At 53.4% G+C, this 25,236-nt stretch carries 21 protein-coding genes; 16 read left to right on the forward strand and 5 right to left on the reverse strand.

What is annotated here, in order from left to right; translation table 11 throughout:
* The first annotated feature begins 1 nt into the window (after window position 1).
* The 13 genes from I2F54_RS12280 to I2F54_RS12340 all read left to right on the forward strand — a co-directional run bounded on the left by I2F54_RS12280 (window position 2) and on the right by I2F54_RS12340 (window position 13,886).
* The gene (locus tag I2F54_RS12280; RefSeq protein ID WP_118467417.1) at window positions 2–2,161 is read left to right on the forward strand and encodes a GumC family protein; all 2,160 of its coding nucleotides are present in this window, start codon (window positions 2–4) and stop codon (window positions 2,159–2,161) included.
* Complete coding sequence (locus tag I2F54_RS12285) at window positions 2,158–3,636, forward strand: O-antigen ligase family protein (protein ID WP_022218438.1); 1,479 nt, start codon at window positions 2,158–2,160, stop codon at window positions 3,634–3,636. Before I2F54_RS12280 ends, I2F54_RS12285 begins: the two co-directional genes overlap by 4 nt.
* On the forward strand, window positions 3,633–4,823 hold the full coding sequence (locus I2F54_RS12290) for a glycosyltransferase family 2 protein (protein WP_022218437.1): 1,191 nt from the start codon (window positions 3,633–3,635) through the stop codon (window positions 4,821–4,823). The genes I2F54_RS12285 and I2F54_RS12290 overlap by 4 nt, the downstream gene beginning before the upstream one ends.
* Before the next feature lie 12 nt (window positions 4,824–4,835).
* On the forward strand, window positions 4,836–5,960 hold the full coding sequence (locus I2F54_RS12295) for a glycosyltransferase family 4 protein (protein ID WP_087413215.1): 1,125 nt from the start codon (window positions 4,836–4,838) through the stop codon (window positions 5,958–5,960).
* A gap of 10 nt (window positions 5,961–5,970) precedes the next feature.
* A complete protein-coding gene (locus tag I2F54_RS12300) occupies window positions 5,971–7,098 on the forward strand; it encodes a glycosyltransferase family protein (RefSeq protein ID WP_195501362.1) in 1,128 nt (375 codons plus the stop codon).
* A gap of 6 nt (window positions 7,099–7,104) precedes the next feature.
* Window positions 7,105–8,025, forward strand: a complete 921-nt coding sequence (locus I2F54_RS12305) for a glycosyltransferase (RefSeq protein WP_118467407.1) — start codon at window positions 7,105–7,107, stop codon at window positions 8,023–8,025.
* Window positions 8,026–8,034: 9 nt separating this feature from the next.
* Entirely contained in the window at window positions 8,035–8,979 is a 945-nt protein-coding gene (locus I2F54_RS12310) for a glycosyltransferase family 2 protein (RefSeq protein WP_195501363.1), read from the forward strand.
* Between the two features lie 129 nt (window positions 8,980–9,108).
* The gene (locus tag I2F54_RS12315) at window positions 9,109–9,264 is read left to right on the forward strand and encodes a hypothetical protein (protein WP_009123360.1); all 156 of its coding nucleotides are present in this window, start codon (window positions 9,109–9,111) and stop codon (window positions 9,262–9,264) included.
* A gap of 182 nt (window positions 9,265–9,446) precedes the next feature.
* Complete coding sequence (locus I2F54_RS12320) at window positions 9,447–10,532, forward strand: DUF7833 domain-containing protein (protein ID WP_009123359.1); 1,086 nt, start codon at window positions 9,447–9,449, stop codon at window positions 10,530–10,532.
* 239 nt (window positions 10,533–10,771) lie between these two features.
* The gene (locus tag I2F54_RS12325; RefSeq protein ID WP_009123358.1) at window positions 10,772–12,583 is read left to right on the forward strand and encodes a DnaB-like helicase C-terminal domain-containing protein; all 1,812 of its coding nucleotides are present in this window, start codon (window positions 10,772–10,774) and stop codon (window positions 12,581–12,583) included.
* A gap of 60 nt (window positions 12,584–12,643) precedes the next feature.
* Window positions 12,644–12,892: a DUF4248 domain-containing protein gene (locus I2F54_RS12330; protein WP_022217563.1), complete on the forward strand. Its 249-nt coding sequence runs from the start codon at window positions 12,644–12,646 to the stop codon at window positions 12,890–12,892.
* A gap of 327 nt (window positions 12,893–13,219) precedes the next feature.
* The gene (locus I2F54_RS12335) at window positions 13,220–13,726 is read left to right on the forward strand and encodes an HU family DNA-binding protein (RefSeq protein WP_022217562.1); all 507 of its coding nucleotides are present in this window, start codon (window positions 13,220–13,222) and stop codon (window positions 13,724–13,726) included.
* Between the two features lie 58 nt (window positions 13,727–13,784).
* Window positions 13,785–13,886: a smalltalk protein gene (locus I2F54_RS12340; protein ID WP_022217561.1), complete on the forward strand. Its 102-nt coding sequence runs from the start codon at window positions 13,785–13,787 to the stop codon at window positions 13,884–13,886.
* Between the two features lie 82 nt (window positions 13,887–13,968).
* On the opposite strand, the gene I2F54_RS12345 is transcribed toward I2F54_RS12340, so the two are convergent.
* From I2F54_RS12345 to I2F54_RS12365, 5 genes are all read right to left on the reverse strand, one after another.
* Window positions 13,969–15,498 (reverse strand): lipopolysaccharide biosynthesis protein, encoded by a 1,530-nt coding sequence (locus I2F54_RS12345; protein ID WP_195501364.1) that lies wholly within the window; start codon window positions 15,496–15,498, stop codon window positions 13,969–13,971.
* Window positions 15,480–16,382: a glycosyltransferase family 2 protein gene (locus I2F54_RS12350; protein ID WP_195501365.1), complete on the reverse strand. Its 903-nt coding sequence runs from the start codon at window positions 16,380–16,382 to the stop codon at window positions 15,480–15,482. Before I2F54_RS12350 ends, I2F54_RS12345 begins: the two co-directional genes overlap by 19 nt.
* Before the next feature lie 23 nt (window positions 16,383–16,405).
* A complete protein-coding gene (locus tag I2F54_RS12355) occupies window positions 16,406–17,584 on the reverse strand; it encodes a glycosyltransferase family 2 protein (RefSeq protein ID WP_118046861.1) in 1,179 nt (392 codons plus the stop codon).
* Between the two features lie 656 nt (window positions 17,585–18,240).
* A complete protein-coding gene (locus I2F54_RS12360; RefSeq protein ID WP_009121766.1) occupies window positions 18,241–18,909 on the reverse strand; it encodes a bifunctional 4-hydroxy-2-oxoglutarate aldolase/2-dehydro-3-deoxy-phosphogluconate aldolase in 669 nt (222 codons plus the stop codon).
* Between the two features lie 144 nt (window positions 18,910–19,053).
* On the reverse strand, window positions 19,054–20,079 hold the full coding sequence (locus I2F54_RS12365) for a sugar kinase (RefSeq protein ID WP_009121765.1): 1,026 nt from the start codon (window positions 20,077–20,079) through the stop codon (window positions 19,054–19,056).
* 232 nt (window positions 20,080–20,311) lie between these two features.
* Between I2F54_RS12365 and I2F54_RS12370 the strand changes: the two genes are divergently transcribed.
* The 3 genes from I2F54_RS12370 to I2F54_RS12380 all read left to right on the forward strand — a co-directional run bounded on the left by I2F54_RS12370 (window position 20,312) and on the right by I2F54_RS12380 (window position 25,193).
* A complete protein-coding gene (locus I2F54_RS12370; RefSeq protein WP_229028052.1) occupies window positions 20,312–21,388 on the forward strand; it encodes a LacI family DNA-binding transcriptional regulator in 1,077 nt (358 codons plus the stop codon).
* Between the two features lie 689 nt (window positions 21,389–22,077).
* Complete coding sequence (locus I2F54_RS12375; protein ID WP_009121763.1) at window positions 22,078–23,568, forward strand: UxaA family hydrolase; 1,491 nt, start codon at window positions 22,078–22,080, stop codon at window positions 23,566–23,568.
* 323 nt (window positions 23,569–23,891) lie between these two features.
* Complete coding sequence (locus I2F54_RS12380; RefSeq protein ID WP_118046868.1) at window positions 23,892–25,193, forward strand: Na+/H+ antiporter NhaC family protein; 1,302 nt, start codon at window positions 23,892–23,894, stop codon at window positions 25,191–25,193.
* Window positions 25,194–25,236 lie beyond the last annotated feature (43 nt).

A 25,236-nucleotide genomic window follows, 5' to 3' on the forward strand; every position in this document is an offset into this window, starting at 1 on the left:
TATGGATATAGTACAGTTTATAGCCCAATTCTTTTACCGCATCCGTTACTGGCTGTTGTGGGGCGGATTCATCGTCACCGTGCTGGTGGCGTACTTCACCCAGTTCCTGCCATTCAGCTATACTGTAAACAGCAATATCTACGCCGGCGTCACCAACGTCACCAACATCGACGGCAGCAAGGTCGAGAACATCAGCAGTACGTTCGACAATCTCATCAACATCGCCAAGTCCAAAAGCACCCTGGAGCAAGTCTCGCTCCGCCTGCTGGCCACCAACCTTGTGTATGGCGAGGAGTGGCAAGACAATATGTACATCCAGGCAAAGCACTACCGCCAACTCCTGCAAAGAACTCCCAAAGAAGTGCTGGCTCTGGTAGACCGTTCCTCGTTGGAGAAGACCGTCGGGAACCTGCAAAAATACCGTCAGGAAAGCGCCGCGAACTTCGTATATTCCATGTTCAGCCGTCCCACGGAGTTTTACGGCTTCGAGGCGCTCGACCAAATCATCGTAAAGCGTCTGGGCACGAGCGACCTGATAAGCTTCACCTACACAAGTCCCGACCCGGGCATCACCCAAAACACCATCCGGATTTTAGAGGACGAGCTTATCAAGGCATACGAAATACTCCGTTTCAGCGCCACCAACAGCGCCATCGCTTACTTTGAGGAGCAAGTGAGGCTCGCCAAAATCAACCTCAACAAAGAAGAAGACAACCTGATGCGCTATAACGTAGAACATTCGGTAATCAACTACGACAACCAGAGCAAGGAGCTGGCCATCACCAAATACGACCTGGACGACCGCGAGGAACTCGCCCGGCGCACCTACCAGAGCGCTGTGGCGCTCCGCCGGATGCTGGAAGACAAAATGGACATCCGCGCCAAGATAATCCGCGACAACACCAAGCTGCTCAAAGAACTTGAGAAAGTAACGGAGCTGAACCAGAACATTCTGGAGCAGGAAATCTTCTCGACGGACACGGAGCTGAAAGACAACAGGCAGTTGCAGCAAAACAAAACCGATTTACGGAACTCCGAAGACAGAATCAGCCATATTTCCGACAACCTCAACGAATACAATTTCACCAAAGAAGGGGTCGGCATCGATAATATGGTAACGGAATGGCTGGTGGCGTGCATCAACGAGGCCAAGGCGCAGGCCGAGCTGAAAGTCCTTCGCGAGCGCCGGAACGACATCCTGAACCAATACCGGGAATTCGCCCCCGTGGGCACGCAGGTCAACCGCAAGGAGCGCGCCATCGGCATAGCCGAGGACACCTACCGCGAACAGCTCCGCGGCCTGTCCGAAGCGCGGCTCCGCCTGCAAAACATCAAAATGACCACCGCCAACCTGCAAATCATCGCCCCGCCCGAATTCCCGCTCACCGACAACGGGCGCAAGCGCATGCTCTACATCGTGGCAGCCCTGATAGGCAGTTTGATATTCATCACTTTCTACTTCCTCATCATCGAGCTAATAGACCGTACGCTCCGTGATGCCGAACGCAGCCACCGCCTTAGCGGCCTGCCCGTCATCGCCGCGTTCAACGGCATCAGCAACCTGAAATTCCGGGGATTCCTGAAAGTATGCAACCGCCGTGCCGCCGCCTACTCCTGCCACCGGCTCAACAAATACCTGGCAACAGGCCGTCCCACCGTCATCAACCTGCTCAGCATGGAAGAGCGGGAAGGCAAGAGCTTCCTGGCCAAATACTTTGCCGACCATTGGGCGTCCGAGGGGCTCCGCACCCGTATCGTAAGGCACGGCGTCGATTTTGAAACCAACGACAAGAAATACATCCGGGCGCAGCGGCTATCCGACTTCTGGGAGTTGAACTCCGCCGAGCAGATACCCGATATCATCCTCGTGGAATACCCGTCCGTAAGCAGCTCCAGCCTGCCTCTGGCCGTGCTGAAACAGGCCGATTTCAACCTGCTCATAGCCAATGCCTGCCGTTTGTGGGGTAAGAACGACGACATCAACCTGAAATCCATCAAAGAAATGCTGGGTGACACCCCGTTATCGCTTTACCTCAACAATGCCGACCGTGAAGTCGTGGAATCATTCACCGGCGAATTACCGCCCAAGACACCACTCCACAGCTTCGTCAGCCGATTGTCGCAACTGGGACTGACCGCCAAAAAAGCCGCCGTAAAATGAGCATCAAGCGAAGTTACATATCATCTCCCACCCTCACCTTTGCCATACTCTGCATCGGGTTAGGCTGCATCGTGGCGGCCACCCTGCGGCAAAATCTGGCGATAGCGGCACTGGTGGCCGTGCTGCCCGCCCTCTTATGCATCCTGATTCTGCATCTCCGCAAGCCGGAACGCTTCATCTTCCTGCTGTTCATCTTCAATTACTTCTTCACCCCGCTGGCCCGTTACAGCCGGCAGGACGGGCTCAGCGTACTGTCGGACGTCATCTGGTGGAGCGTGCTGCTTATCATCATCATCCAGACCGCGCTGCGCTACCGTTTCCCCTGGAAGCAGGCCGCCAACATCCTCACCATAGGGGGCGCGGCGCTGGCGGTATACTGCCTGATGGAAGTCGTCAACCCCACCGCGTCCCTGGAAGCGTGGATTTATTCCAGAGGATTCATTTACAACACGTTCCTCGTCTCCTTAATCACGGTGCTGCTGGCAACGTCCTACAAGCAAATCGGCCGGCTGATGTTCCTGTTCTCCCTACTGACGCTCATCGCCATACTGAAAGGCTTCTGGCAGAAATTCATCGGGTTCGACGCCATCGAGTACGATGCCCTGATGGAAAGCGGCATGTACAAGACGCACCTGCTGCCCCAAATCACCCGCTATTTCTCTATTTTCACCGATGCGGGCAATTACGGTTCCAACATGGGATTCACCTGCGTGCTGTTCGGCATCACCGGCCTGTTCAGCAAGAAACCCGGCCTGAAAACATATTACCTCTGCGTCTCCGCGCTTTCACTGTACTCCATGTTCACTACGGGCACCCGGGGAGCCATCGTGGTGCCTCTGGGCGGCCTGCTGCTCTTCGCGCTTATCAGTAAAAACATCAGGCTGATGAGCGCCGCCACGGTGGGGGGAATATGCATCTACGTCTTCTTCGCGTTTACATACGCGGGCGAGAGCAACTACATGATACGGCGTATGCGCACGGCGTTCCGTCCGAATAAAGACGCGTCCTATCTGGTAAGAAAACAGAACAGGCAAAAGCTGGCGGAATACCTCAGGGACAAGCCCTTCGGCGAAGGTCTCGGCCTGGGCGGCGTGGAAGCCCGGAGATTCGGCAACAGACTGACCACCACCATCCCCAACGACTCCACCTACGTCAAGATATGGACGGAAACGGGCATCGTAGGCATCATCCTCTACCTGCTGATTTACGCGGGCAGCCTGCTGTGGGGATGCTACTACATCATGTTCAAGGTGAGGAACGACGAGTTGCGCCACCTGCTCACCGCGCTTGCCTGCGGCGTATTCGGCATGATGCTCAGCGCATACGGGAACGCGTTTTTCACCCAGTTCCCCACCGGCATCATGATGATTATGTTCCTGGGCATACTGATGAACGGGAAATATATAGACGAACGTCTGACGATTGAAAAACAACAAGCATTATTAACCGCAACTAAAAAAGATTCGACGCTATGATGTCCGATATTTTTAACATATTCAGTATAGACTGGTGGATGGATGAGAACAACAACGCGTTACAAATGACAGATTCCGTCCTGTTCCTGCTGCTGGCCATTCCGGTGGCCTACTTGCTTCTTTGCGCGCTCTTCTCGCTCGGAAAGTACAGGAACCCCTACCCGGCGGCAGCCGTACAGCACCGTTTCCTGGTGCTTTTCACGGTGTTGCGCAACGGGAAAGAGGTGATTGAATCCATCAACCGCTTTCTGGACACCCAGCAATACCCGCGCGACAAGTACGACGTGGCCGTAGCGGCCACCCAACTGCCCGAAGAAGACCTTATCACCCTGCTGCAAATGCCCGTAAACATCGTAGTGCCCGACAAGGAGTACTGCACCAAGGTCTACGCCATCCAGCAGGTGATGGAACGCTATGCTCCCGACGAATACGACATGATTGTGCTCTTCAATTCCGACAACCACATCGTGCCGAACGCCCTCAGCCTGTTCAACGACGCCTACTACTCCGGCTGCGACTCCATCCAGGCGCACCGCATGGCGGAGAACCTGAACACCAGCATCGCCGTCCTCAATGCCACCAGCGAGGAAATCAACAACAATCTTTTCCGTCTGGCGCACACCCGCATGGGCTTTTCCTCGGCTCTCATCGGTTCGGCCATGGCGTTCGATTTCGCCATGTTCCACGAACGCGCTCCCAAGTTGAAAGGCTCCGACATAAGCAAGGCGATGGAAACCGCCCTGCTGGAGCAGAACATCTACACCGAATACCTGGCGGAAGTGGTGTGTTACAGCAAGAAAGAGGACAATGCCGACGGCTACCAGACACAGCGCATCAGTTGGATACGCGCGCAGTACACCAGCACATTCTTCGCGCTGAGGTATCTCCCGCTGGTGCTGCTGAAAGGCGAATGGGACTACGCCCTCAAACTGTTCCAGTGGCTGATGCCTTCCCGTTTCCTGCTTATCGCGCTGGTGCTGCTGTGCACCGCGGGCGTCACCCTGCTGGACTGGACGCTGGCTCCCAAGTGGTACGTGCTGTTTGCCGCGCTTATCCTCGCTTTCCTCATGGCGCTGCCCGAAGGAGAGGCCAGCCGCCGTCTCCGCAAGGCCATCTGGGCGCTCCCGGTGCTTATGTTCACAGCCGTATTCAGCCATATCAAACGGTTCTTCCATAAAAAGAGATAAGGAGCGTACAACATGAAGATAGCCATAGAAGCCCAACGGATTTTCCGTCCCGACAAACACGGCATGGATTTCGTAGCGCTGGAAACCATCCGCGAATTACAGAAGCGGAACGACGGCAACGAATATTACATCATCGTCGCTCCGGGCGCCGACCGTTGCCTGGAAGAGTCCGCCAACCTCTCCATCGTGGAAGTGGCGTGCCCCACCTACCCGCTTTGGGAGCAGACAGCCCTGCCGCTGGCGGTGAAACGCCTGGGCGCCGACCTGCTGCACTGCACGTCCAATACAGCCCCGCTATACTGTCCGGTTCCGCTGGTGCTGACACTTCACGACATCATCTATCTGGAGCCCCGCCTGCACCGCAGCCCCTCGCTCTATCAGGAAATGGGGTGGCACTACCGCCGCCTCACCGTGCCCCGGATTCTGAAGAAATGCCGGAAAATCATCACCGTCTCGCACTTTGAGCGCAACCGCATCCGCGAAGCCCTGAACATCCCCGCAGACCGCATCACGACCATCTACAACGGCTGCAACAAGCATTTCCGCCCGATGGACGACATAGACATGCAGGTAGTAAACCGCTATATCCCCCAAAAAGACTTCCTGTTCTTCCTGGGCAACACAGACCCCAAAAAGAACGCCGCGCGGGTACTGAAAGCCTACCGCCTCTATCTGGAACAGTCGTCCGTAAAGCGTCCGCTACTCATCGCCGACCTCACAGAAAGCCGCATAGACAGCCTGCTTCAGCAGGAAGGCATCGGCAACGCCCTGAAACAGCACCTCTACTATCCGGGCTACATCCGCAACGCCGACCTCGCCACGCTGTATAACGCCGCGTTCGCCTTCCTCTACCCCTCGCTGCGCGAGAGTTTCGGCATCCCGCTGGTGGAAGCCATGGCCTGCGGCACTCCCGTCATTACGGGAAACACCTCTTCCATGCCCGAAGTGGGCGGCCCCGGCATACTGGCCATAGACCCCTGCCGGCCGGAAGAGATAGCCCGCGCGGTGCTGCGTCTCGAAAACGAGGACACGCTCTACCGGCGGCAGCGGGAATACGGACTGCTGCGCGCCCGGCAATTCTCGTGGGAAAAGACGGCCGACGAGCTGATTCAAGTATATCGTTCCCTATTCAAATAACCGCCGCCCCATGAAAATCCTTTTCCTCGTCTTCTACGGATTCCAAGAGTACAACGGTATCAGCAAGAAAATCAGCTACCAGGCGGACGCCCTCAGGCAATGCGGGGCGGATGTCCGCGTCTGCCGCTACGAGGTCGCCGGCGACGGCAGCCGTAAGTGGATGACAGACGAAGAAGTGCTCGCCGATTTGGGCAAGGGAATACCCGCCAAGCTCAAAAAGCGGCTGTCGTTCGCCCCCATCCTGCGATACGTCCGCCGGGAAGGCATCCGGTGCGTCTATATCCGTTCCTACCACAACGCCAACCCCTTCACCATACACTTCGTGAGGACGCTGAAAAAGCAAGGCGTCGGCGTGCTGCTGGAGATACCCACATACCCCTACGACCACGAATACGCTTCCGTCAGGGAGAAAGCGCAGCTGTATACGGACAAACTGTTCCGCCGCGCCTTCTGCAAGTACGTCGATTTCATCGTCACCTTCTCCGACGACGAGCGCATATTCGGCCGCCCCACCATCCGCATATCCAACGGAATAGATTTCGACCGCATCCCCCTGCGCTCCCCCTGGCACGGCACAGCCGGAGAGCTGAACCTGATAGGAGTTGCCGAAATCCACTTCTGGCACGGCTTCGACCGCCTGCTGAGAGGTCTGGGAGAGTATTACAGCGGCCATCCCGAATATAAAGTCCGCTTCCACCTGGTAGGCAAACCGAGCGGCAGGCGCGAAGCGGAAGAAATCGCGGCGCCCATCCGCCGCTACCGCCTGCAACCGTTCGTCACCCTGTACGGGGCAAAGCACGGCGAGGAGCTGGACGCGCTTTTCAACCGGGCGGACTTCGCCGTAGGCAGCCTGGCACGGCATCGCAGCGGCATATACAACATCAAGACGCTGAAAAACAGGGAATACGCGGCGCGCGGATTCGGTTTCGTCTACTCCGAGACGGACGACGACTTCGACCGCATGCCCTACACGTTCAAAGTCCCCGCCGACGACAGCCCCGTCAGCATCCCCGCCCTGATAGAGTTTTACCAAAGCATGACCGTGACGCCGCCGGAAATAAGAGATTCCATCCGCCACCTCTCCTGGCGGGAACAGATGAAGAAAGTATATGAACATATCGTACGAATGAAAAAATAGAACGCCATGCCCGAAGTCTCCGTCATCATCCCCATATACAACACCGCCGCCTACCTGCGCAAGGCGCTGGACAGCATTTGCGACCAGACCCTGAAAGAGCTGGAGATAATCCTCATTGACGACGGCTCCACCGACGGAAGCCGCGGCATCATCGAAGAATACGCGGAACGCGACGCGCGGATACGGTGGCACGCGCAGCCCAACCAAGGCCAGGGAGTGGCGCGCAACACCGCCCTGGCGCTTGCCACGGGCAGGTATATATACTTCATGGACAGCGACGACCTGTTGGGCAGGGACGCCCTGCGGCACTGCCACGAAGAGTGCGAGCGGCACAAGCTGGACTTCGCTTTCTTCGATGCCGAAACCATCCTGGAAGACCGCCACACGCCGAACCTCTACGATTACCGCAGAAAAGGCATCGTGGATGAAAACAAGCTGTGGAACGGCATCGAACTGTTGGACTTCGAGATAAATCACCGCAAGCTGCTTATCTCGCCGTGCCTGTTCTTCACAAGACGCTCCTTTCTGGAGCGATGCTTCAAGGGGTTCCCCTCAGGGATTATCCACGAAGACCATATCTTCGCGATGGATGTGCTGCTGAACGCCCGTCGGGCGCGCTATATAGCGCAACCCTACTTCAAGCGCAGGGTGCGGGGCAGCTCCACCATGACCGGCCGCTTCGGAATGCGCAACATCGAGGGATACACCGCCGTATGCACCCGGATGCGCGCGCTCGGAGAGGAACGCCCCGAATGGAAAGCGGTTATCGGCAAATACCTGTCCTACACCCTGAACGATGTAATCTGGGCGGGACACCGGATGTCGCTGCTCGAAAAAGTGGAAACCGCCTGCCGCTTCAGACGCCTGCGGCTCGGAAAGTACGTCAGTTTCAGGAACTGGGCTGTGTTCTGGCTGAAAAAGAAATAGGAAAAGACCATGAAAGCGCTTGTCTCCATCATCACCGTCAACTACAACGGGCTGCGCGACACCTGCGAAATGATAGACTCCTTCCGCAGCCGCGAAACCTATCCGCGATACGAAATCATCGTTGTGGACAACGGCTCGCGCCTGCCCGAGGCGGAAGAGATACAGGAACGATACAGGGACAACCCCGTGCCGGGCGGCTCCTTATCAGGCAGCCCCGTCTCCTTTCCCCCCGTCAAAGTGGTGCGGAACATCAACAACGGCTTTGCCGGCGGCAACAATGCCGGACTGAAAGCGGCCGAAGGCGATTACCTCTTTTTCATCAACAACGACACCCTCATCAAAGAGCCGGTACTGGATGCGTTGGTGCGGCGCATAGAGAGCGATTCGCGACGCAACGGCGGCGTGTCGCCCATGCTGAAGTTCGCCGCCCGTCCGGACACCCTGCAATACGCGGGCTTCACCCCCCTGAGCCCCGTCACCCTGCGCAACGCGGCCATAGGCTTTATGCAGCAAGACAGCCCCCGCTTCCGCATCCCCCGCGAAACCGCCTCGCTGCATGGAGCCGCCATGATGGTGAGCCGGCGGGCGTTGCAGGACGCAGGCACCATGAGCGAGATCTATTTCCTGTTTTACGAGGAGCTGGACTGGTCGGCACAGCTCCGGAAAGCCGGCTACCGCCTGTGGTACGAACCCGCCGCCGTGGTCTACCACAAGGAAGGCATGACGGCGAGGCGGGGCAGCCCGACACGCGAATTCTACCTGTCGCGCGCACGCATGCTGTTCGCCCGCCGCAACCTGCGGGGCATCGGCAAATACCTGTCGTGCGCCTACCTCTGCATCCTCGCCGCCCCCAAAAAGGCGGCCGTGTACCTGCTGCACGGGCAGGTCGCGCTGGCCAAAGCCACGATATGCGGCACCTGCGAAGGGATATATAAAAATATCCGAACCGCCTGACATTCCGAAAGAAGTGCTACCTTTGCAGGCATTAATTTTTTAGTATTTGAGTATGAAAAAATTTTTAAGGTAACCATAACGCTGAACAACAAAGCGTTTTGGGTATTCGAGGGAGAAACCAAGTACACGATGAAAGAGCTGGTTATCGCCGAAATCATCAAGCTGATAATCTTCCGGACGTTCAGGTCGGACACGAAAGCCAGTTACAGGGCAAGCGCCGAACTGATTCCCGCCGGACACCGCATCGAAGTCGTGAAACAGGTAAGGGAAAAGGAGAAAGAGTAGAAAAATCCCGGAATTATACATCTTTTAACCTACTCACGGTTTCCAAGCATTTTCAAACCGTATTACACTGCAACACAACAGCATGAGCGTATATAGACCGTAGTAAATCAGGCTATATACGCTATTTTTTATGCCTACCTTCGTGCCGATAATACAAGCGTACGAATAAATAAAATTGATACATGAAACGCAATTTCTACTTACAACATCCCATCATGGCGATGAACGATCCCCGAATGAAAAAACTCATAGACAAGGAAAGGTTGAAAGGCTCCGGAGCCTATTGGTTCATCATCGAAAAACTGGCGTTGCTGCCCGAACCGCGCGCGCAACTGGAATATCTGCAACCGTTCTGCGTAGGCCGGAAAATCCCCCTGTCGTACTTGCAGAAAATCATCCGCGAATACGACCTTTTCATCTTCGACGAGGACAACTATTTCACGCCCGCCGAACTGAATCCCGCCAAGAAAAAGGACGAAAAAAGTGTCGAAAATGTTTCGGGAACTGACGTTTCAGTGTCCGAAAACAACCGAAAAGTGCAAAAAACGTCTCGGAAGAAAGCGGAAAAAGAGAGTTTGAAAGTCGGTAACAGCCTAAACGGCAGCCTGTTGCCAAAAGATACTCCCGCAATCGGTAAAGAGAATATAAAAGATATAAAAACAACAGCAACAACAGAAGAAAAAGAAGAGACCGCCGCCGATGCCGCTACTCTTCCTTCGGTTTGTTCGTCCGGCAGCACACCCCCGCCGCCGCCATCCGTCACGGTAACCGTCTGCGACGAATGGGACGAGCCGCGCCGGCCGCAGCACCCCATCCGCCCCTGGCGTGAACTGGTGGACGAACTGGGGCGCAACCGTCTGTGGATGGAAATGGCCTGCATGAGAAGCGGCTACGGAGCCATGCTGGCACGCCACCTGCCGGAAGCCATAGAGTTCTTCAAGCAGCACGTGGAGCTGTACGGCAAAGGAGACAACCTGCTGACCGAAAGCGATGTACGCTCCTACTTCGTGAATTTCGTGAGTGCCGGCGGACGCACCTCGAAAGCGCTGTTCAAGGAGCTGACGGACAACGAAGCCCGGAAGAAATCCGAGCTCCGGGAGTCCTCTGCCGACCCGCTGCGATACGAGCAAATCGTCAACGGGAAGCGAACCTACCTGGGCTGCCCCATCCCCGACGACGCCCCGCCCCGTCCCGACCCAAACGCCGTCTGGAACGAGGAACTGTGCCTGTGGATGTCCGGCAGGAAGAACAAAGGGAAGCCCGACTGAAAGCGGGCAGTCCGACAACTCCGAGCAGGCAGTCCGGCGGTCGCAAGCCCACAGCCCGACGGTCGTAAACAGGCAGTCCGGCAGCCGTAAGTAGGCAGTCCGGCAGCCGTAAGTAGGCAGTCCGGCAGCCGTAAGCAGGCAGTTCAAGAGCGCTGCCCCCACAGTTCGTCACCGCCGAGCCCGCAACCCGAAACATCCGGGCTCACAACCCGAAATCCATTCACCCCAAACCATCCCCCATGTTCGACTTCAGAAAACATAACATCAATACCCGTGGCCGCAGCAGCGGCAAAATCAAAACCACCTGTCCGCAATGCAACGACACCCGCGGCCACAAAGGTGACCGTTCGCTATCCGTAGACCTCGACAAGGGGCTGTGCTACTGCCACCACTGCGGCTACACCCTGCACATCCCCGACGATGCCGAAGAACGCCGGCGGCAGGAACGGATAGACCGCTACCGCAAATCCGTCCTGCTGCCCTCGCACTTCCGGCGTCCCGTGTTCAACGCTTCCAAAACCGGCCGCAGCGAGGCGCTGGAACGCTATTGGACGGAAGAACGCTGCCTCAGGCAAGAGCTGCTCGACGAGCTCCGCATCACCGAACAGCGCGAATGGATGCCCCAAAGCGAGAAAGAAGAGAACTGCCTCTGCTTCAACTACTTCGAGGGTGATACCCTCGTCAACACCAAGTTCCGCAGCGGACAGAAGCACTTCAAAATGGTGAAGGACGCCGAGCTCATCCCCTACAACATCAACGGCATACTGGGCACCCGCCAGGCCGTCATCACCGAAGGCGAGTTCGACGCCTGCGCCCTGATGACCGCCACCGGACGGCGCGACATCATCTCCGTGCCCGCCGGCGCGCAAAGCAACCTCACCTGGATAGACCGCTTTGTGGAGAGCCACTTCGAGGACAAGGAAACCGTCTACATCGCCGTAGACGAGGATGCCGCCGGAGAAGTGCTGCGCCGTGAACTCGTCCGCCGTCTGGGCGCGGAATGTTGCAAGATAGTGCGCTACGGAGCCGGCTGCAAGGACAGCAACGAGCATCTGATTCGCTACGGCGCGGACAGCCTCGCCATCTGCCTGCAACAGGCCGAGGAAATTCCCATAGAGGGCGTAGCCACCGCCGACGATTGCAGCGAGCAGTTGCGCGCTCTCTACGAAAACGGACTGCAAGGCGGCGCCGAAACGGGCTGGGAGAACCTGGACGCCCACTGCACGTTCGAGCTGGGGCGGCTCGTGGTGATAACAGGCCGTCCGGGCGACGGAAAATCCGAGTTCACCGACGAGCTCGTGCTCCGCCTGCGTCTGCGCCACGGCTGGAAAACAGCCTATTACAGCCCTGAGAACCTGCCCGTGGAGTACCACCTCAAGAAGATTGCCGACAAGCTGTTGGGGCGTAACTTCGCCCCCGGCTACGGCATGACCGAGGAACTGTACGACCAAGCCCGCCAATGGCTGGCGGCCAACGTGACCCATATCCTGCCCGGTGACGGCGCCTACCGCATAGACGACATCCTGCTCAAAGCCCGTCAACTGGTACGCCGCCGCGGCGTGCGCACCCTCGTGATAGACCCCATGAACCGTCTGGAGCAGGACAGCGGCATGACGGAACGCGACTTCATCCGCTCCGTGCTGAACAAGCTCTGCCGCTTTGCCCAGCGCAACCGTTGCCTCGTCATCCTCGTGGCCCACCCCCGCAAGGTCAACCGCAACGAAGCCACCGGAGAACTGCGCCGTGTGGAGATGAACGACATCAACGGCTCCGCCGACTTCGGCAACATGACGGACTACTGTATCGACGTAGACCGTAACGACAAGAAGCAAATCGTAACCATTTATATTGACAAAGTGCGCTTCAAGCATCTGGGCAGTGCAGGCACGTGCGCCAAGTTCGTCTACAACTTCATCAGCGGGCGCTACTTCCCTTGCGAAGAGGGTATCGTGCATACTCCGGACGGCGACAGTCCGGGCCCCGTAGACACGCGGTTCGACAATGCAAATTGGTTGAAAAATAATGAGGAACAAGGTTGCCTGTTCCACTGAAAATGCGTACCTTTGAAGCAATCAACTATCTGAATATCAAAACCTGAACATGTATAGACTATGATGAAAAATGATGCTTCTTTCATTGCTGAAGCCCCCTTCTCCATCCGCAGCTACGGCAAAGGAGAACTGGCGATGTGTTATATCCGCAACGTGGCGCAACAGAGTGCCGTAAACCTGTTTAACGAATGGATCCGTACCGCCCCCGGACTGGAACAACGCCTGCTGGCCACGGGCATGAACCCCGCCGCCCGCCGGTACACCCCCGCACAAGTGCGGCTGATGGTGAGTGTTTTCGGAGAACCTTAAAGGGTTCTTCGGGAAAACTCCCGAAACGTTGCGGCTGTAACTGTCGTTGTGATTCTCTGCGGTTCTCGGTAATTCTCGGTGACTCTCGGTAATTCCCTGCAACTCTCTGCAATTCCCTGCAACTCCCTGCAATCCTCTGCAACTCCCTGCAATTCCCTGTAATCCCCCGTAATTCTCTCCCAATCTCCCCCAACCCTTGCAAAGCTCCTTTCGTACCGGCACGCCGCCGTATCTTTGTATCAACGAAACGAAAAGGAGAAAACTCGCCGCGGAGAAGCCATCCCCGTCGTTCCGGAAACAATTGACTATTCATTAAAAAGTAACGAAATGACAAAAGCAAAAGCATTAGTAATGCGTACGCAGCGACACAAGAAAATAGGCGACAATACCTCGCCGATGGTCTACACGCTGAGACGCAAGCCAAAAGACGCCAAGATTCTCGACCTCGAACGCATCGCGCAAGACATCGAGGCACTGGGCAGCATGTCCGCCGAAGACGTGGTACATGTAGGCAGAGCCCTCGTCCGCCAGATACGGCAGACACTGACGGACGGGAATAACGTCCGCCTGGACGGGTTCGGTATCTTCTATACCACCTTCAAGTGTCGCGCCACCGAGGCCGCCAAAGATTGTACGGTGAAAAACATCGAACGGGTGAATATCCGCTTCAAAGTAGCGAACACGCTCCGTTTGGAAAACGACACCAACGCCACGACCAAAGGCAACCCCAACACCTTGATTTTTGAGCTGGTGTCCGAAGACGGCGTTTCCGGCGGCGGAAACAATGGCGGCGGCAGCGGAGACAACGGTGAAGAGGAGAACCCGCTGGGATAAGGGAATTTTACGAACCGATAATCGGGATTTATCATTTATAACTTAAAAACAAAAGAATATGAGTAAAAGTACAGGAATCTGGGACACAGTCTTGAAAGTAATCATCGCCGTAGCTTCCGCCGTTCTCGGCGTTTTCGGAGCCAACGCGATGACGTTCTAAAAGAGTAACGGTACACACCGTACGAGAGGATGCGCCGCCCCGGTGATGGGAACGAGGCGCATCCTCTTCTTTTTTATCCGCTTCATCTGCGCCGGAAGCGCCTTACCAGCGAACGCATCCCCGCCGAGCAGCAATAAAAGCCGCCGCACAATATCAGCAGGAACACCAGCGACGACACCAGCGCATACACCATCCACATGCCATAGCCCTGAGACGGTTCCGGCAGCGGAAGGAAACAGAGAACCACGTCCGTCAGCCCCCACGAAAGGACGGCAAGCAGCAGGTAAAGGAATATATTCTTCCAATAGGACATGACGGGCATTCCGAACCCTTCCTTATAAAGGAGATAGGGTTTCCAAACGCTGACGACGGTCAGCGAACTGGCTACATCGCCCAGCAACACGCCCGGAAGCCCCCACAGGAAGCCGCCCGCCAATGCCACCGCCACCGTGATTGCCAGCGTCGCCACCGCCGCCCATGTGTCGTGAAACAGTCCGTAACCGAAGATAAACTGGTCGTTCGTGCCTCTGAACTGGCTGATGAAGAAGTTGGTGAGGATAATAACCAACACGGAACGGGGCAATACGTACTCCTCGCCCAGCCACACCGTAATGAACGGGTCTGTCAGATGATAGAGCGCGAATGTCAGGAACGACGCTATCAGGAAACGCAGCGAGCTCAGCTCCCAAAAGACTTGCTGGATGCGCTTCACATCTCCCTCGGCTATCAGGTTGCCCACGCCCGCTCCGGTACTGCCCAGAAAATTGTCGACAAACTGGTTCAGCTTGGTGAGCAACAGCATATAGTTGCCGTAATACGCCACCAGCTTCAGTGAGGTAAACGCGTACACCAGAAAAGGCAAAAGCTGCGTCCTGCCCATTCCCGCCAGTTTATGTACAAACATCTGGCGGGCTTTACGCACGATAATCTTATTCTCCGGATACTTCCGCCTGCCTTCCGCCACCTCGCACTTCAGCCACGGATATACCCGGTTTATCTTCCAATTCAGGATGAACGAGTACAGAATGCCGAATATCAGCTCGATGGCTATCCACAGGTAGAAGCTGCCCACATGGCACGCCAGCGCCATTTGCAGGAGTATCTTGACGATATTGGCCGTTTGGAAGTAGACGGTGACCACATAATTGCGCTGGTCGGCGCCAAGCAGGGTCTGCCGGTAATTGACGAAATAACCGATGAGGGCGGAAGCCAAAAAGGCGAAATAAGCAAAATAGATTACTCCGAAATGAATACCGGCACCGGCGAATATGTAAGGCAGAAAACAGGCGAGCAGCAGCCCGGCGCCCAAAATCAGCAATCCCACATTGCGATAGAGATAGCCCAGCACCGAGATGATTTCCTTTATCTTGTCCCGGTTGCCGTCGAAAATCGGTTTGTAAAGCACATAGCCGATGGAAGCTCCGATGCCCAGCTCGGCCAGATTGAGAAAGCCCAGCAGATTCTGCATCGTCCCCGTCAGCCCGACAAAGTCCGCCCCCAGCTTCTCAAGAAATATCTTTCTGGAGAAAAAGGAGATGAAAAGGGTGACAAGGTAGAAGAATACATTGACACGCGCGTTCAGATAGCTTTTCTTCAGACGGGATTCTGACATAGACGCTTTTTTAACTTTGCCGACAGCAAGCCGGAAAATGTTTCATAAACCATATCGGGACATTCCATACGCGTATAAATCCACACGGCTTTCAAATATCCCCGCCAGCCAAAATGCTTCCGGCACAACTGTACGTAATAGTAGCGGTTCACGCGTTTGTCCCGCTCCCCTATTTTCCGCATGAAACGGTTGTACCGGCACGATACCCGAACGCGCGCCAGCAGGTTCTCAAGCACAACGCCGTAGTACAAAGAGTTCTTGCGAACCGTGGCGCAATATATGGCTTGGGAGCAGAGAGCTGTTTTCCGGGCGTAATAATCGCTGTATGCCGAAAACATCACGTCGTTTCCTGCCGGAGTTTCATCGAAACGAATCCGGTGGTTCCGCACCAGGCTTGCGGATATCATCTTCGCCCACGGCACTCCGTTCTTATATCTCAGCGCTTCCCAATCGGCATCCTCACGTATCCGGCCGTAATATTCCTGCCGGGATTCCACCTGCCGGAGCGTATCCGAGTCCGTGCTCTCCGCCCGAAAAACAATCATGTCGTAATCCGTAAGGGCGAATGTATCCAGCACATCCAAAAATCCCGGAAGAAAGAAATCGTCGGCATCGGCAAACAACAGCCAGCGCCCCTTCGCCGCGGCCAACCCGCAATTGCGCGCGTATCCGGCTCCCTTGCTTTCGGATGTATGGATAATCTCCGTGTCCTTACGCTCGCTCCCCGGAAAGTTGTCAAAATCTACAACGGCAGGCGAACTGTTATCGTCTACTATCACAACCTGGATATCCTGCCGTAACGGTATGGAATCGAGACAGCGTTGCAATAACAACGGAATATTCTTGTGAGGAATTATTATCGTATAGGTATATACAAAGTCCATTTCAAGAGTTTTTCTTCTATCTGTCAGTATCCATCCACCCCATGCACCGTATGAATAAACCGCTTATTCGCTTCTTTCAATCGGAACAGGTTCAAAAGCATCAGCAAGAAAGAGTAAGGAACCCAGCAAACCGCCTTCAGCAACCGCCACTTCCAATACTTGCGGGGAATGGCGAGAGCCAGCGCCGACAGCAGCAGGATGAATATTCCCCACCACTTACAGGCCGATGGGGACGCGCATAGGGAATGCGCGAGGGAGATGATGAACACGAATCCCAACAGCAGCACCCGGGAGAACGAGATTTGCTGGTAGAGCTTGTCGCAGAAGTCCCACTTCCCGTCACGGATGGCGGGCAGCAAGCGTCCGGCAAACTCAAAGAAGCTGTAATACTGCGCGGACAGCCAGCGGCGGCGTTGCTGGTAGAAATTGTTGGCTTGCTGTATCTTCTCGTCCTTGACGAAAGTATCGGGCAGGTAATGGAAATGCACGCCCTCATAAAGGAGCTTCATCTCCAGCACACGGTCAAAACCGCCCACCGAGGTGTTACTCATCATCGCATCGTAAAACAGGGGATAGTCAAAAGCCATGCCCGAACCTATCAGAGCCGCCGACATGCCCAGATTGGCATGTCCCGAACGGAAAATGGAGTTGTTTATCTCCTCGCTGACTGCGTCCAGATAGGCCATGTCGGTGTTCAGGTTCTTGGCCACGCGATGTGTCTGCACCACCCGGACACCGGGCACAGCGAAAGCGTCGTTCACCTCGGACAAGTAGGACGGGGCGATAATGTTGTCCGCATCTATTATCAGCGCCACGTCGTAAGCGGCTTTGTCCAGGTATTCGAGGGCGGCTTTCAGGGATTTGGTGTTGGTGCTTTTCTCAAAATCCACTTGAAGCAACTTGATGGGAAGTGAAGACAAGGCCGCGTTCGTTTCAGGCCGCATGTGGTCTGATATAACGGTGACGTCGTATTTATCGTCCGGATAATCCTGCGCCAGGCAGGCGTGCACGGTGGACAGGATGACCGCATCCTCGCGATAGGCGGCAATGAGTACCGCAAAACGCTTGCAGGCGCGTGCCGGTACGGAAGCGAGAGGTTTGCCACGGCGCAGCGATGCCAGACTGTACACCAACAGATACGCCACATTTATTGACAATAAAATGTATAGAAACCAATCAAAGATATGTAATAAGTGTTCCAAAATCCATGCAATTTAACCCTGTTGTTTTATTTGTTGGAAGTCTGCCCGCAGGGGCTTCGTCGCAAAGATACAAAAAACGGGGAGAGTTTGGACAGAATATACAAAAAAAGGCGGAAAATAAAAAAAAACGAGCAAGTTCTCCCGAACCCCTCGCCTCGTGTAAGAAAAGCCAAAAGGCTTTTCTTTTTTACTTGCATCAAATTGTTACCCGAAAATCAATCTTTCTTTTTACCTCTAAAAACAAACTTCAAACCTATCAAATAACACTTAATGTTTAACTTTTACCTTTACCTAATTACCTACTTTTAATCTATAAATTTTTCGCTTATGAATTAATTCAATCTTTTTACCTCTTAACTAATTACCTTTACTGAAAACTCTTCTTTTATTTTTTAAGAGCAATTTCTCAACTGCACTGCAAAGGTAAGCGTTTTTTCCGTGTGCGCAAACAGTAGAGAAAAAAAGTGAGTGTCTTATAACATTGTTTTAGAGATTAAACGTCTCTTTTACACTTGTAAACACTTAAAAGGCTATCATTGTGACACTCTTTCCGCCGAAAGCGTTACACCGGGTACAAAAAAACAAACCACCGAAGTGCCGTAGCACCTCGATGGTTGTCCCCTTTAAACACCTTTAAACAAAATGAAATATAATGATTACTTTCTTGCTTCCGCAATGTAAGCCAGAGCTTCCTTGCATTTCTCCGTAACGTAAGTCCAGTCTTCAGCGGCAACCTTGTCGTTCGGGAAGAGCTTGGAACCCATACCTACGCAGAATACGCCGGCTTTAATCCAAGAAGTCAGGTTTTCCTGTGTCGGTTCCACACCGCCGGTAACCATCAGCTTAGACCACGGCATCGGAGCCAACAGGCCTTTTACGAGTTTTGTACCCAGCACGTCACCGGGGAATATCTTGCAGAGATCGCAACCTGTTTCCTGAGCGAAGCCTACCTCTGAAACGCTTCCGCATCCCGGAGTGTATGCCACCAGACGGCGGTTGCAAATCTTAGCGATTTCGGGGTTGAACAACGGGCCTACAATGAAGTTTGCGCCCAATTGCAGATACAGCGCAGCGGTAGCAGGGTCTACGATAGAACCTACACCCATAGCCATTTCGGGACATTCCTTAGCCGCGAACTTCACTACTTCGGCAAATACTTCGTGAGCGAAGTCGCCGCGGTTGGTAAACTCGAATGCGCGGACACCGCCGTCGTAACATGCCTTCACTACTTTTTTCGCTACTTCTGCATCTTTGTGGTAGAATACAGGAACCATACCGGTTGAACCAATCTTGTTCAATACGGCTATTTTATCAAATTTTGCCATTGTATTAATCAATAATTTAATGTATAGAAATAACTCTATTTGATTTTTTCAGGCATGGATTGCACGGGCTCAGCACCGTATTTTCCATGTGATTATCACACCGGTATCCGTAAAATCCGTGTAATCCGCGCCTGAAAAGAATTATCAGCGTTGTACGCGACCGCTTGCGTCACCACCGGCCAGCGCTTCCACTTCCTCAACAGAAACGAGGTTGAAGTCACCGTTGATAGTGTGCTTCAAAGCCGAAGCGGCCACCGCGAATTCGAGAGCGGCGCCTTGGTTGGGCTTAGTCAGCAAACCGTGGATGATACCGCCTGAGAAAGAGTCACCGCCACCTACACGGTCGATAATCGGGTTGATGTCGTAGCGTTTTGATTCGTAGAACTCTTCGCCGTTGTAAATCATTGCTTTCCAGCCGTTGTGTGTTGCCGAGAATGATTCGCGCAAAGTAGAGATTACATATTTGAAACCGAATTCTTTGGCCATTGCCTTGAAGATGCCTTTGTAGCCTTCCGCATCTGTCTTACCGCCTTCTACGTCAGCATCGGGTTTGAAACCGAGGCAGAGTTCCGCGTCTTCTTCGTTACCGATACAAACGTCTACGTATTGCATCAACGGTTTCATGATGGACTGAGCTTTTTCTTTTGTCCAAAGTTTCTTACGGAAGTTAAGGTCTACGGATACCGTAACACCATGACGCTTGGCGGCTTCGCAAGCCAGACGGGTCAATTCGGCAGCCTTGTCGGAGATAGCCGGAGTGATACCTGACCAGTGGAACCAGTCTGCACCTTCCATGATAGCGTCGAAATCGAAATCCGCCGCATCCGCTTCGGAGATTGAAGAGTGGGCGCGGTCGTAAATCACCTTGCTGGGACGCATGGACGCACCGGTTTCCAGATAATAGATACCTACGCGGTCACCGCCACGTGCGATAAAGTCTGTCTTTACACCATATTTACGCAAAGCGTTCACCGCTGACTGACCGATTTCGTGTTTCGGCAATTTGGTTACAAAGTAAGCATCATGACCGTAGTTGGCGCAGCTGACAGCAACGTTGGCTTCACCACCGCCATATACTACATCAAAAGAATCGGACTGTACGAAACGAGTGTTGCCCGGAGTGGACAGTCTCAACATAATCTCACCTAATGTAACGACTTTCTTTCCCATAATTCTATGTTTTTATTAAATATATGATTAAATTGTTTCTTTCAAATTGTCATATCAGCCCTCATGAAGAGGTTAAACACTTGATTCTATGCAGAGTAAACGAAAACGGGGTTTGTTCTTCATAGCTTTCGTGTGCGGGCACAAAGATACAACAATTTTCGTAATTACAAAAATTGTTATATATTTGTGTCGAAAATATTTAGATTATTATTGTGTGCGAGCACAAAAAGCCATGAACAAGCCCATGAATACACCGGAAAGGATAAGGATTAAGGACATCGCCAGGATGGCTGATGTATCGGTGGGAACCGTAGACCGCGTTATCCACGGACGTAGCGGAGTGTCGGAAGCCAGCCGTAAACGTGTGGAAGAAATCTTGGAGAAGCTGAACTATCAACCCAATATGTATGCCAGCGCACTGGCGTCCAACAAGAAGTATGCGTTTGCCTGCCTGTTGCCCCAGCACGACACCGGGGAGTATTGGACGGAAGTGGAAGGCGGCATCCACGAAGCGCTGACAACCTATTCGGACTTCAACATCACCGTGAAGCTGACGTACTACGATCCGTACGACTACCGCTCCTTTGCCCGCGCCGCCCGCAGCATCGCGGACATGAAGCCCGACGGCGTATTGTTCGCCCCCACCGCCCCGCAGTACACCGCCCCCTTCACCGACGAGCTCGAAAAGCTGAATATACCTTATATATATATAGACTCGAACATCAAGGAAGCTCCCGCCCTCTCCTTCTTCGGACAGAACTCGCACCAAAGCGGATATTTCGCCGCACGCATGCTGATGCTGCTCGCCGGCGAGGATGCGCAGGAAATCGTAATCTTCCGCAAGATAAACGAAGGCATCGTAGGCTCCAACCAGCAGGAACGACGGGAAATCGGTTTCCGGGAATACATGAGCGAGCATCACCCCGCCTGCCGCATCTGGGAACTGAACCTGCACGCCAAACGCGACAGCGAGGACGCGCAAATGCTGGACGACTTCTTCCGTGCCCACCCCACCGTAAAGAACGGCATCACCTTCAACTCCAAAGCATATATCATCGGCGAATATCTGCAAAAGCACCGGAGAACGGATTTCAACCTCATGGGATATGACCTGCTGAAACGTAACGTGGACTGCCTGAAAGAGGGGAGCATCTTCTTCCTCATCGCCCAGCAACCCACCTTGCAGGGGTTCGACGGCATCAAAGCCCTGTGCGACCATCTGATTCTGAAGAAAGAAATCGCAAGGGAGAATTTCATGCCGATTGACCTGCTGACGAAAGAGAATATAGAATACTATTATAATAAGTAAAAGAATACGGAAGAGCATTATAACAAGTAAGAGATATAAAATACCACTATAACAAGTAAGATAAAATAGAATACCATTATAATAAGTAAGAGCATATAGAATAACATTATAATAAGCAAGGGCATATAAAATAACATTATAATAAGCAAATGTTAGAATGACAGACAGTACAAGCTGATTATACATTAATAAATGTTGAAATTCAGTTTATATCAGTAACGATGATATAGGGTAATCTAAGGCTGAAAGCCTTTTTATCTTATAGCCCGGGGTAACACCCCGGGAATACGAATATGAATAACATTGCGCCCTGTAAGGGCAAAATATTTGAAGATTAATCTTTTGCCCTTACAGGGCGCAGGGTCCGGGAACATTTATTCCCGGGGCGTTGCCCCGGGCTATAAGATAAAAAGCCCTTCAGGCTTAGGTTATACTTACTATAAATAGCTTTCAACACTTACTTGTTTAATAAGGTGGTAAGATAACAAGGTGAAAGTGATAAGGTGGTAAGATGATAAAGCGATAAGGTAGAAATGATAAAATAGAAGTAATAAGGTAAAAGTGATAAGGTGGAAACGATAAAGTAGCAGCAATAAAGTACTAAGATAATAAGGCAATAAGATAGTAAGATAATAAAGCGATTAAAGCAATCAAGTAATATTGAACGAAACTAATTAAAACATATTCATATGGAAACAAAGTACCTGAAAATTAATCCTGCCGATAACGTCGCAGTAGCCATTGTAGCACTGCCGGCAGGTGAAAAGCTCATAGTAGACGGCAAGGAAATCGTCCTGAACGAAGATGTTCCAGCCGGGCACAAGTTCGCGCTGCAAGATTTTGCGGAAGGCGAAAATGTGATTAAATACGGTTATCCCATCGGCCACGCCCGCACCGCTAAGAAGCAGGGCGACTGGATGAACGAAAACAACATCAAGACCAATCTTGCCGGACTGCTGGAATATACGTACAATCCCACCGAAGTGAATCTGGATATTCCGCACAAAAACCTGACCTTCAAAGGTTACCGCCGCAAAAACGGTGATGTGGGAGTGCGCAACGAGATATGGATTATCCCCACGGTGGGCTGTGTAAACGGCATCATCAACCAACTGGCGGAAGGCCTGCGCCGTGAAACAGAGGGCAAAGGCGTGGACGCAATCATGGCATTCCCGCACAATTACGGCTGCTCGCAGCTGGGCGACGACCACGAGAACACCAAGAAAATACTACGCGACATGGTGCTGCATCCCAATGCCGGAGCTGTACTTGTGGTAGGCCTGGGATGCGAAAACAACCAGCCGGATGTATTCCGCGAGTTTTTGGGTGAATACGATTCCGACCGCGTGAAGTTCATGGTGACGCAGAAAGTGGGCGACGAATACGAAGAAGGCATGAAGCTGCTGCGCGAACTCTACGAAAAAGCCAGCAAGGACGAGCGCGTGGATGTGCCTCTGAGCGAGCTGCGCGTAGGCTTGAAATGCGGCGGTTCCGACGGCTTCTCGGGCATTACGGCCAACCCGCTGCTGGGTATGTTCTCCGACTTCCTCATTGCGCAAGGCGGTACGAGCGTACTGACGGAAGTACCCGAAATGTTCGGTGCGGAAACAATCCTGATGAACCGCTGCCGTAACAAAGAGCTGTTTGAAGAAACGGTAAAACTGATTAACGACTTCAAAGAATACTTCCTCTCGCACGGCGAACCGGTAGGTGAAAATCCGTCTCCGGGCAACAAGGCCGGCGGCATCTCCACACTGGAAGACAAGGCTTTGGGATGTACCCAGAAGTGCGGCAAGAGCTACGTGGACGGCGTACTTCCTTATGGCGAACGCCTGCAAGTAAAAGGCCTGAACCTGCTTTCGGCACCGGGAAACGACTTGGTTGCAGCCACCGCCCTGGCTTCATGCGGATGCCACATGGTACTGTTTACGACAGGCCGCGGAACGCCGTTCGGAACGTACGTACCGACCATGAAGATTTCCACCAACTCCACCCTCGCCAAGAACAAACCGGGCTGGATTGACTTCAACGCCGGAGTTATCCTTGAAAACGAACCGATGGAAAAGACTTGCGAACGTTTCATCGACTACATTATCCGTGTGGCAAGCGGCGAGTTCGTGAACAACGAAAAGAAGGGTTACAAGGAAATCGCCATCTTCAAGACAGGCGTGACTTTATAATACAGGTTTGCCCGGTGATTTTTCTGGTACGGATTACACGGCTCTTTTTTATTTATCCGCGAAATCCGTGCAATCCATGTCTGAAAAATCACCGGGCGTATTCCATCCCTAAATAGGGAAAGAAAGTGTCAGAATGAACTTCAACCCTCATTCAACTATTCGGTACGAAGTGAAGAACCCCTTTCCTTTATATATGAGGAAAGAGATTCTTCACTTCGTTTCGAATGACAGAATGAGGTATCAACCGGAATTCTATTCTTTTTTCCTATCTTTGCAGCCGGTTTACTCAATATATCGCTCTTATAATTCCATAACAGAAAAGTATGTCCGCAGATACAACTACTTCTCCAAAGCAAAAAGGCGGCTGGTGGTCGCTAAGTCCGTTGGCTGTATTTCTTTGTCTATACCTCATCACATCACTGCTTGTAAACGATTTCTATAAAGTGCCGATTACGGTGGCCTTCCTGCTGTCGTCCTGCTACGCCATCGCCATTACGCGGGGGCTGAAACTGGAACAACGCGTCTACCAGTTTTCCGTAGGCGCAGGCAACAAGAACATATTGCTGATGATATGGATATTCGTCCTCGCCGGAGCGTTCGCGCAAAGCGCCAAGCAGATGGGAGCCATCGACGCCACGGTGAATCTGACCCTGCATATCCTGCCGGACAACCTGCTGCTGGCGGGTATCTTCATAGCCGCCTGTTTCATATCCCTGTCTATCGGCACCAGCGTGGGGACTATCGTCGCGCTTACTCCGGTGGCGGTGGGGCTGGCGGAGAAAACAGGCATAGACCTGCCCTATATGGTAGCCATCGTGGTGGGCGGCTCGTTCTTCGGAGACAACCTCTCGTTCATATCAGACACCACGATTGCATCCACAAAGACGCAGGACTGCGTTATGCGGGACAAGTTCAAAGTAAATTTCATGATTGTAGTACCGGCCGCATTGATTGTGCTGGGCATTTACATCTTTCAAGGGCTGTCATTGTCCGCCGCCCCGCAGATACAAGAAATTGAATGGATAAAGGTAATCCCCTACCTCATCGTGCTGGGTACGGCGATAGCCGGAATGAACGTGATGTCGGTGCTGTTGCTCGGCATCTTCTCGACCGGTATCATCGGCCTCTTCACCGGAATGGGGTTCTTCGACTGGTTCGGCGCCATGGGAACGGGCATCACCGGCATGGGCGAACTTATCATCATCACCCTGCTGGCAGGCGGAATGCTCGAAACCATCCGCTACAACGGCGGCATTGACTTCATCATCGCCCGCCTCACCCGCCACGTCACCGGCAAGCGGGGAGCGGAACTGAGCATAGCCGCACTGGTGAGCGTAGCCAATCTTTGCACCGCCAACAACACCATTGCCATCATCACCACCGGCCCCATCGCCAAGGACATAGCCAAGCGCTTCCACCTGGACCGCCGGAAAACGGCAAGCATACTCGATACATTCTCCTGCCTCATTCAAGGCATCATTCCCTACGGCGCACAAATGCTGATAGCCGCAGGACTTGCCGGCATCTCGCCGCTCGGCATCATAGGCAACCTTTACTATCCGTTCTGCATGGGGGCCTGCGCGATACTCGCCATATTGATAAGGTATCCGAGAAGATACTCATAATTCTTCCCCGGAATGAAAATATTACGCGAACTATTTGTCAATC

It is taken from the genome of Bacteroides clarus (assembly GCF_015555825.1).
Taxonomy (GTDB): domain Bacteria; phylum Bacteroidota; class Bacteroidia; order Bacteroidales; family Bacteroidaceae; genus Bacteroides; species Bacteroides clarus.

Bases quoted from the DNA above. Each gene is read 5' to 3' on its own strand.
- I2F54_RS12280 (WP_118467417.1), top strand. From the start codon at position 2: ATGGATATAGTACAGTTTATAGCCCAATTCTTTTACCGCATCCGTTAC.
- I2F54_RS12285 (WP_022218438.1), top strand. From the start codon at position 2,158: ATGAGCATCAAGCGAAGTTACATATCATCTCCCACCCTCACCTTTGCC.
- I2F54_RS12290 (WP_022218437.1), top strand. From the start codon at position 3,633: ATGATGTCCGATATTTTTAACATATTCAGTATAGACTGGTGGATGGAT.
- I2F54_RS12295 (WP_087413215.1), top strand. From the start codon at position 4,836: ATGAAGATAGCCATAGAAGCCCAACGGATTTTCCGTCCCGACAAACAC.
- I2F54_RS12300 (WP_195501362.1), top strand. From the start codon at position 5,971: ATGAAAATCCTTTTCCTCGTCTTCTACGGATTCCAAGAGTACAACGGT.
- I2F54_RS12305 (WP_118467407.1), top strand. From the start codon at position 7,105: ATGCCCGAAGTCTCCGTCATCATCCCCATATACAACACCGCCGCCTAC.
- I2F54_RS12310 (WP_195501363.1), top strand. From the start codon at position 8,035: ATGAAAGCGCTTGTCTCCATCATCACCGTCAACTACAACGGGCTGCGC.
- I2F54_RS12315 (WP_009123360.1), top strand. From the start codon at position 9,109: ATGAAAGAGCTGGTTATCGCCGAAATCATCAAGCTGATAATCTTCCGG.
- I2F54_RS12320 (WP_009123359.1), top strand. From the start codon at position 9,447: ATGAAACGCAATTTCTACTTACAACATCCCATCATGGCGATGAACGAT.
- I2F54_RS12325 (WP_009123358.1), top strand. From the start codon at position 10,772: ATGTTCGACTTCAGAAAACATAACATCAATACCCGTGGCCGCAGCAGC.
- I2F54_RS12330 (WP_022217563.1), top strand. From the start codon at position 12,644: ATGATGAAAAATGATGCTTCTTTCATTGCTGAAGCCCCCTTCTCCATC.
- I2F54_RS12335 (WP_022217562.1), top strand. From the start codon at position 13,220: ATGACAAAAGCAAAAGCATTAGTAATGCGTACGCAGCGACACAAGAAA.
- I2F54_RS12340 (WP_022217561.1), top strand. From the start codon at position 13,785: ATGAGTAAAAGTACAGGAATCTGGGACACAGTCTTGAAAGTAATCATC.
- I2F54_RS12345 (WP_195501364.1), bottom strand. From the start codon at position 15,498: ATGTCAGAATCCCGTCTGAAGAAAAGCTATCTGAACGCGCGTGTCAAT.
- I2F54_RS12350 (WP_195501365.1), bottom strand. From the start codon at position 16,382: ATGGACTTTGTATATACCTATACGATAATAATTCCTCACAAGAATATT.
- I2F54_RS12360 (WP_009121766.1), bottom strand. From the start codon at position 18,909: ATGGCAAAATTTGATAAAATAGCCGTATTGAACAAGATTGGTTCAACC.
- I2F54_RS12365 (WP_009121765.1), bottom strand. From the start codon at position 20,079: ATGGGAAAGAAAGTCGTTACATTAGGTGAGATTATGTTGAGACTGTCC.
- I2F54_RS12370 (WP_229028052.1), top strand. From the start codon at position 20,312: ATGAACAAGCCCATGAATACACCGGAAAGGATAAGGATTAAGGACATC.
- I2F54_RS12375 (WP_009121763.1), top strand. From the start codon at position 22,078: ATGGAAACAAAGTACCTGAAAATTAATCCTGCCGATAACGTCGCAGTA.
- I2F54_RS12380 (WP_118046868.1), top strand. From the start codon at position 23,892: ATGTCCGCAGATACAACTACTTCTCCAAAGCAAAAAGGCGGCTGGTGG.